This is a genomic window from Paenarthrobacter sp. CM16 (genome assembly GCF_013179505.1).
GTDB lineage: Bacteria > Actinomycetota > Actinomycetes > Actinomycetales > Micrococcaceae > Arthrobacter.
Window position 1 is genome coordinate 1 of record NZ_JABMCX010000471.1, and the last position, 2,305, is coordinate 2,305.

2 protein-coding genes and 1 pseudogene are annotated in these 2,305 nt (G+C 63.5%); all 3 read left to right on the forward strand.

Annotated features, from left to right (window positions below; all coding sequences use genetic code 11):
* A pseudogene (locus HP499_RS23555) lies at positions 1–306 on the forward strand (ABC transporter permease subunit); the annotation flags it as partial.
* 19 nt (positions 307–325) lie between these two features.
* The gene (locus HP499_RS23560) at positions 326–1,342 is read left to right on the forward strand and encodes a LacI family DNA-binding transcriptional regulator (protein WP_172326465.1); all 1,017 of its coding nucleotides are present in this window, start codon (positions 326–328) and stop codon (positions 1,340–1,342) included.
* A 45-nt stretch (positions 1,343–1,387) separates the two neighbouring features.
* Positions 1,388–2,305, forward strand: a 918-nt coding sequence (locus HP499_RS23565) for a YdcF family protein (RefSeq protein ID WP_172326466.1), incomplete at its 3' end; no start/stop codon positions are given.

Consider the following 2,305-nt stretch of genomic DNA (forward strand, 5'->3'; position numbering starts at 1 on the left):
GAGATGTACATCTTCAACCGCATCGCCGCGCCCATGATGCTGCCGGGCCTGGTGACCATCTTCCTGTTCCAGTTCGTCGCCATCTGGAACAACTTCATGCTGCCCTACATCATGCTTGGTGATGACCACCTGTTCCCCATCACCGTGGGGCTCAATGGCCTGCTGAACCAAGGAGCCTCCGCACCAGCTCTCTACACGTTGGTACTCGCCGGTGCGCTGCTGTCGATCGTCCCGCTGGTCATCATGTTCCTTCTGCTGCAACGCTATTGGCGGGTCGATCTGGCCGCCGGCGCCGTCAAAGCCTAGTCCTAGGTAGGCTTTGGTCATGACGCAACCCACTCATCGGCCAAGGCCCAAAATCGACGACGTGGCCGCAGAGGCAGGCGTCTCGCGAGGTACGGTCTCCCGGGTTCTTAACGGAGGTCACTGGGTCAGCCCGTCTGCGCTGGCTGCGGTCAACGCAGCCATCAAGAAGACCGGGTACCGCGTCAACCCGCATGCGAGGAACCTGGCTACCAACCGGGCCAATTCGGTGGCGTTCCTACTCACGGAAACGCAGGAGAGGCTCTTCGAGGACCCCAACTTCGCAGTACTCATGCGCGGTGCTGCAGACGCCCTGGCCGTTCACGACATCCCCTTGGTGCTGATCATGGCCGGCACGGATGACGAGCAGCGGCGCGCCACCGACTTCCTCACCGCGGGCCATGTTGACGGCGTCCTGCTGATCTCGTCCCACGGCAGCCGGAAGGGCATCATTGCGGACATTATCGCCGCGGGTGTCCCGGCCATTGCCTGTGGCGTCCCATTGGGCTTCGAGAAGAAGATGGGCTACGTTGCGGCCGATGATTACGAGGGCGCCCGGGATGTTTTGCGGTACCTGCACGACGGCGGGCGGCAGCGGATTGCCACCATCGCCGGCCCTGCGGACACCTCGGGCGGTACGCGCCGGCTCGAAGCGTACCGGGACCATCAGGGGGCGGACATCGATGAAACCCTCATCGCGCACGGAGATTACAGCCGGGACAGCGGGGCCAAGGCTATGCGGGAACTCCTGAACCGCACCCAGGAGATTGACGCCGTCTTCGCCGCGAACGACCTCATGGCACTCGGCGCAATGGACGTCCTCCGGGACACCGGCCTGACAACGCCGGGTGATGTGGCCGTCGTCGGATTTGATGACATCAAAGTCTCCCAGGAGGCAGCGCCGCCACTGACCACCGTGCGCCAACCCTTTGACCGGATCAGCGAGGAAATGGTGCGGCTCCTGCTGGACGTCATCAGCGGCAAGCGCCCCGCCGCCGTCACCATCCCCACCGAGTTGGTCATCCGCGAATCGGCCTGAGCCGGGCACGCGAAGGCACCAGCCCCCAGCGCATAGGCTTGAACCATGCTGAACCTGGCCCTTGGACTTCTCTTTGCGGGGCTCTTCCTTGCCTCCTACCAGTCCGATCGGCGCAGGCTCCGCAACGGGGTTTTCCTACTGGTGGCGGCGTGGTTGCTGCTTCAGGCTCTCCTGGATTTCCTGATCGACTTGAACCCGTGGTTCGAGTGGCTGAACCTGGTGGTCGTTGTGGTTCCGGTGGTGAGCATCTTCGTGTTTGCCGGCTTCCTGATCGCCAACGGCATCACCATGGTCCGTAGGGAAGGCCCCGGCATCAGCAGCTTCCTGCCCATCGCCGTGGGCCTGGCAGTGTTCCTCGCTCCGGTTGTCGCTTTCCTCTTTGTACTGAGCGGGCAACCGGTCCTGGCCGGCCTCGCCGCCTTGGCGTTCTTCCTCTGCGCTTACCTGGGCTGCGCCTTTGTGGTGTTCCTTGGGTATGCGCTGGTGTATTCAAGGATGCGCTTCAGCCCGAACCCGGCGGCGGTGATTGTCCTGGGGTCCGGCCTGATTGACGGCAAGGTCCCGCCATTGCTCGCCGCACGCCTGAACAAGGCTTTGGAAATTTACGACGGCGGCGCACCGGCCAGGCCCGTACTGGTGCCTTCCGGGGGCCAAGGCCCGGACGAACCCCGGCCCGAGTCCACGGCAATGAAGGAGTACCTGGTGGCCAAGGGTGCTTCGGCCGTCGATGTGCTGGAAGAAAACCAGGCCACTACCACCCGCGAGAACCTGGCGTACTCGGTTGCCTTGCTTGCCGACCAAGGCATCCAGGGACCGTTGCTGGTGTGCACCAACAACTACCATGTTCTCCGCGCGGCCCTCCTGTCCCGACGCCAGAAAATCAACGCCGAGGTAGTGGGTGCTCCCACTGCCAGCTACTTCGTGCCAAGCGCCTTCCTCCGTGAGTTCGTGGCCGTGATGAGG